Origin of the sequence: Okeania sp. SIO2F4 (assembly GCF_010672385.1) — a bacterium.
Lineage (GTDB): Bacteria > Cyanobacteriota > Cyanobacteriia > Cyanobacteriales > Microcoleaceae > Trichodesmium.
This window is the reverse complement of the sequence record NZ_JAAHGT010000683.1, coordinates 1-5,325: the sequence shown is the minus strand read 5'-3', so window position 1 is coordinate 5,325 and position 5,325 is coordinate 1. Positions and strand designations below refer to the sequence as shown.

General features: G+C 36.9%; 6 protein-coding genes. 3 read left to right on the top strand and 3 right to left on the bottom strand.

Annotated features, from left to right (window positions below; all coding sequences use genetic code 11):
- Window positions 1–347: 347 nt before the first annotated feature.
- Window positions 348–794: a hypothetical protein gene (locus tag F6K22_RS30410; RefSeq protein ID WP_293106816.1), complete on the top strand. Its 447-nt coding sequence runs from the start codon at window positions 348–350 to the stop codon at window positions 792–794.
- A gap of 379 nt (window positions 795–1,173) precedes the next feature.
- Here the strand turns inward: F6K22_RS30410 and asnS are convergent, their stop codons facing one another.
- Window positions 1,174–2,565, bottom strand: coding sequence for an asparagine--tRNA ligase (gene asnS / locus F6K22_RS30405; RefSeq protein WP_293106813.1), 1,392 nt, complete (start codon window positions 2,563–2,565; stop codon window positions 1,174–1,176).
- Window positions 2,566–2,840: 275 nt separating this feature from the next.
- On the opposite strand from asnS, the gene F6K22_RS30400 reads away from it, so the two are divergent.
- Window positions 2,841–3,356, top strand: a complete 516-nt coding sequence (locus F6K22_RS30400; RefSeq protein WP_293106810.1) for a hypothetical protein — start codon at window positions 2,841–2,843, stop codon at window positions 3,354–3,356.
- Window positions 3,357–3,704: 348 nt separating this feature from the next.
- On the opposite strand, the gene F6K22_RS30395 is transcribed toward F6K22_RS30400, so the two are convergent.
- Complete coding sequence (locus F6K22_RS30395) at window positions 3,705–4,157, bottom strand: sll0565 family protein (protein WP_293106807.1); 453 nt, start codon at window positions 4,155–4,157, stop codon at window positions 3,705–3,707.
- Window positions 4,158–4,200: 43 nt separating this feature from the next.
- Here F6K22_RS30395 and F6K22_RS30390 point away from each other — a divergent pair, with 43 nt between their 5' ends.
- Window positions 4,201–4,485 (top strand): DUF6439 family protein, encoded by a 285-nt coding sequence (locus F6K22_RS30390; protein WP_293106804.1) that lies wholly within the window; start codon window positions 4,201–4,203, stop codon window positions 4,483–4,485.
- 23 nt (window positions 4,486–4,508) lie between these two features.
- Here the strand turns inward: F6K22_RS30390 and F6K22_RS30385 are convergent, their stop codons facing one another.
- Entirely contained in the window at window positions 4,509–4,988 is a 480-nt protein-coding gene (locus F6K22_RS30385) for an ATP-binding protein (protein WP_293106801.1), read from the bottom strand.
- Between the last annotated feature and the right edge of the window lie 337 nt (window positions 4,989–5,325).

Genomic DNA, 5,325 nt, shown 5'->3' with positions numbered 1-5,325 from the left:
CCACTTCAATGGGATGACCAAACCCTTTTGGTTTAGGTAGCAAAGGCTTGAGTATTTCCCACTCTAAATCACTCAGATAACTTGGGTATGGCTTACGTTGAGGGTTAGCGAGCGCAGGTATACGGCTTATTAGTCACAATTATATCCACAATATCATTGATCATAAAACTATGTTTCACTCTTATGTAGCTTTCTTTAGATTTTCTTAATGAATCAGCTCTAAGCAGCAAAAGGAAAATATTCCTAAAATTATTTCAAAAATCAATAGCCTTGAAAAAATAATAGAAAATAGCAATGATCTAAAGCAAGGGAAAATCGCTTTTTCAGATTTTGAAACCTTAACTGATTTGTACAATAAAGGTACAGTAAATGCAATTTGTACCTTACACTTTCTTAGGAAACTGTGGGATCAAAATAAGTTAAAAGATTTTTTCCAGACTTCGGTTAATCATAGATACCTGATCGAGTACAAACAAGACGAATTTAAAAATTTCTATAACTCTCTTGACGATGAAACACAAACAGAGCTGCGCAATAAGTCTCCATTTCAAATCATGGTGTATCAAGACAATATCGATAATATAGTTGGCCCTCAGGACGATTTTTGTATAATTTCAATCAACAATGTTCCTAAGTTAGTAGCCTACATTTTCACAGATAATAAATTTACAAGTACTGGTGGGATAGGTTGGATAAGTTGGCGTGAAGTAGACATTAACTTTTATGATGAACTATATAAATGTCAAGTCAATAGGGATCGTAGAATTGAAGATATTGAAGAATATTTAAACTGAATTGAAGGTTGGCACGAAGCATAGTTTAGTTCTTCAGGACACTGAATTTCCCAAGGGTAGGGTAACGACTATTGGCTAAGGCATCGACGCAGGTCAGCAAAAGAATCAGCGTTTCAGCGATCTGCCGAGGTGCGTCGATTTCAGTTTACCACCTCACGGGGTGACAAGCTAGTTGAAAGCTATGCAAGGGAAGGGGGGGACTTCTCTCCTCTCAAAAGCAGGAGAGGGGTTCGCGGAGAGGTCTTCGCTCGTTGCTAGTTCCTAATCCACAATTTTAGTCTTGACACGGCACTACCCTACTCCCTAATGAACTATTTTAGCTGAAACAGTCCACTACTAGACTACTTTTAATGTTACAAGTTGACATCCAGAATGTAGGTTAAAAATCCACAGTTAAAGGCGCTCTCGGAAAAGGAATCACATCTCGAATATTCCCCATTCCTGTCATAAACTGCACCACTCTTTCAAATCCCAAACCAAACCCTGCATGAGGGACAGTACCATACCTACGCAAATCCAAATACCACCATAATTCCTCCTTATTCATCTCCTGTTCATCTATCCTTCTTTCCAAAACATCCAAACGTTCTTCCCTCTGAGAACCCCCAATAATTTCTCCTACTTTCGGCACCAAAACATCCATTGCCCTAACCGTCTTACCATCATCATTTAACCGCATATAAAAAGCCTTAATTTTTGCCGGATAATCAGTCACAATCACAGGCTTTTTAAACAACTCCTCACACAAATAACGTTCATGTTCCGACTGTAAATCTAAACCCCACTCTACCGGATACTCAAACTTTTTATCCGCCTTTTCCAATAAAGAAACTGCCTCGGTATAAGTAATCCTTTCAAAACTATTATTAATAATCGTATCTGCCGTTTCCAAAACTGTTTTATCAATCCGTTTATTGAAAAATTCCATATCCTCCGGGCAACTTTCCAAAACAGACTTAAAAATATGTTTCAAAAATTCCTCCGCCAAATCCATATCCCCTTCCAAATCGCAAAAAGCCATCTCCGGTTCAATCATCCAAAACTCAGCCAAATGCCGAGAAGTATTAGAATTTTCTGCTCGAAAAGTCGGACCAAACGTATAAACATTGCTAAAAGCAGTTGCCATAATTTCCGCTTCTAACTGCCCACTAACTGTTAGAAAAGCAGACTTTCCAAAAAAGTCTTGACTAAAATCAATATCTTGTTTTTCTGTTAGAGGAACCTTCTTTAAATCTAAATTAGTAACAGTAAACATTTCCCCTGCACCCTCGCAGTCACTAGCAGTAATAATAGGAGTATGAACCCACAAAAAACCTCGTTCTTGAAAAAATTGATGAACAGCATTAGCACAAGCATTTCTCACTCGAAAAACTGCCCCATAAGTATTAGTACGCCCTCGCAAATGTGCAATAGTGCGGAGAAACTCAAAAGAGTGACGTTTTTTCTGCAAAGGATATGTTTCAGGATCAGCATCACCATAAGCGATCGCGCTTTCTGCCTTCAGTTCAATTCTTTGCCCCTTTGCTGGCGACTCCACTAAAATACCAGTCACTTCTACCGAGGCACCTGTATTCATCTGCTGCAAACTTTCTTGATAATTTGGTAGATCGGGATTTAATACTACTTGCAGGTTAGCCAAACATGAACCGTCATTAACTTCTACAAAAGCAAATTCTTTCAACTCTCGCTTAGTGCGTACCCATCCTTGAATTGTTACTTTAGCATCAGGTTGACCGCTTCTTAATATTTCTGCAATTCGTTGCTTTGTCATTTATTTAATCCTATCCATACTTTCACAAAGTATATCTCCTAAATCATTAAATATAGTCTTAACCTGTGGAAAATTAATTACACATTACTTTTTAGCTAGCTCAAAATAAAGATATATTTTTACCAGATTTATTTTGCCTACCTATTTGTATAAGTTATACAAATTTTAGACTATTCTGTAACAAATGCTACATAATTTATTGAGCTGATAGTTATAATTTTTTATCTGAATGTTATTATTCTTTTTATATTCTTAAGTATAGCGCTATAGTAAAAATGACTATTATCGGAACTAGAGAAGCAGCTTTTTTATTAGGTATTTGTTGTCAACGAGTTAGAGTTCTACTTTCTCAAGGTAGAATTAAAGGCGCTTACAAGCACAAAGAGAAAGGATTTTGGCAAATTCCTCTCTATGGCAAAATGCCTGTTGTGATACCAGGAACTAGAGGTCCTGAAGGTGTATGGTGTAAAAGGCAACGAAAAAATCCAACTAAGATTCATGTTAATCAACATAAAATTAAAGCTAACAGCCAGAAAATTAAAAACGATCCTCAAATGACTCCTGAGCAGTTGATACCAGTAATCACCTTGAAGCAGACAAATCATAACGATATGGGTCATCAAATGGAAATACATGGTCCATGTCGTATAGTTTATAAACCTTATGAACCTTTACCTTGTGGAGCTCATTTGTGGATTGAGACCTATTATCCAGTACAGTTTGTCGATACTCAGTTTAAACCTGTTACAGCCAGGCAATCTTATAAAAATGTTCGGCTTAAATATGGTTAGACTATGACAAATATAGCACAACTTTTCTTTTGGTGGAGTGAGATTTTAATCCTCTTGCTACAGTTAAATCTACTTCTGTTTAGGATGATTGGAAATTGTGAGTTTTTCTTTTAACTTTTCAGTGTTATCCCAACACTGTAATTGTTTTGACTCCGACTCCTAGTCTTTCTGAAAATTAGTGATTATTTCATATCCTCAACATTTTCTATATATTTGCCTAGGATAGTCTATGTTTTCAAGCTTTAGCAAGCAATAGTAAATCATATCCCTATAACGGTTGAGTTCGTCAACAAATTAAAAGATACTGTCATCTATCACAACAGAGATTTCCAGACAAAAAAGGTAATCTCAACCAACACAGGATTTTAACAGCCAACCCATCACAATTCCTAAACCTCCAAATCTCACAGCTTGCCAAAATGGTTCTTTTATGCTATTCCAACCAAATGAACTGCTTTCTAGGTTTAGTTCTATTGTTTCTAATTCTGTCTGTATCTGTTGTAACTCTTCTCGCAATTTATGAGTTTTTTGGCGACGTACTTCCGGTCGCACTTCTTCTAAACGATGCTGGAGTTCTGCTTTGCGTTTCTGGTAAGACTGAATTTGAGAATAACGTTCTTTCACAGCAGCAAGATTATGTTCTACCTCTGCCAATACTTGTGCCAGTTCCGTCTCTGAAACTTCTGAGTCCTGATTAACTGGGGCATAATTTGAACACTCATCATTTAATTTTTTCGGAGAATGTTCTGGAGAAGGATTCATGCTGGCATAATTAAGTATAGTAACTTCACTGGAAAACATTATCTAAGCAGATATGCTTAACTCTAACTCAACCCCTACAACTATGACTAACAAAGTAGAGACTTCTAATCATAGAGATTTACAAGAATATAGCACACTAGAACTAGCTCAAGCTTTAGCCGAAAGACTTGCTATACAAGAAAGAGACTGGCATCGACTCAAATCTAATCGCCAAGTTCGTGCATTAGAGCTAACTATAGCTGGCTTAGTTTTTCTGATTAAGGGTCAACCCACCGAAGCGATCGCACGCCTAAACCAAGCTACTAACTGGTTAGATCGCTCAATTTCAGCTCCTCCATGTCCAGGTCATGGTTCTCAGAAAAATTAATTACTTTAAGTTAAGTTAATTATTCATCGTACCAAGGGCAATCTAGAGTTATTCCTTACCTTTTTGCATAGCATTAACTCTGTGCCCTTGGAATTCCATTCAATATAATCAAAAACTTGGTATATAATGTATATTCCTCGACCACATTCTTTTTCATCCTCACAATCTGTGTATTTATCAGGATCATCAGCAATTAGTTGCTTATTTTGGTTGGGTCTACAAGGTGGTTTAAAACCAGGACCTTGATCTGATATCACCCACCAGTAGTGGTCTTTGACAATTGAAAAACGGACTAAAACTGTTTTAGTGGGGTCTAAATTATTCCCATGCTTTGTCGCATTTACTAACGCCTCTTGTAATCCTAATCGCAATTCTGGATGCCAGTGTTTAGGAACATCTGCCAGTAGCAGATCGAGGATCGGACACAAATAGAGGGTAGAAGCGAAGCTAATTGTCACCCAATTTTGATCTATTTGACGTGGACGTGATGATATAGCAATCACTTAAAAAACTCCCTAGCCTTTGTATGGGGCATAGTCAACAACTACTTTTGTCAAGAGTTGTGAATTTCCTCTATAGTTCAAAAAGCTTTTATTTGAGCATCGCTGCCCTCATATTTCCTATAGTATCAAAACTCTTAATAAAAATAAAGTACCTAAGCAGAATTAGTGCAAATTCTTGGAGATTTTCTACTTGGAGGATCTAATATCTACTCTTGGGACTTTAGCAAAAACACTATTCAAAGGATTACATAGTAAAGGTTTGCTCTCTAAATTAGCCTGTTTATTTATCTATCGAGATTTGAGCTATTTTTCCCCTATAGAGCTTTCACCTATTTTA

Coding starts and splice junctions, on each gene's coding strand:
- asnS (WP_293106813.1), bottom strand. CDS start 2,565: ATGACAAAGCAACGAATTGCAGAAATATTAAGAAGCGGTCAACCTGAT.
- F6K22_RS30400 (WP_293106810.1), top strand. CDS start 2,841: ATGACTATTATCGGAACTAGAGAAGCAGCTTTTTTATTAGGTATTTGT.
- F6K22_RS30395 (WP_293106807.1), bottom strand. CDS start 4,157: ATGTTTTCCAGTGAAGTTACTATACTTAATTATGCCAGCATGAATCCT.
- F6K22_RS30390 (WP_293106804.1), top strand. CDS start 4,201: ATGACTAACAAAGTAGAGACTTCTAATCATAGAGATTTACAAGAATAT.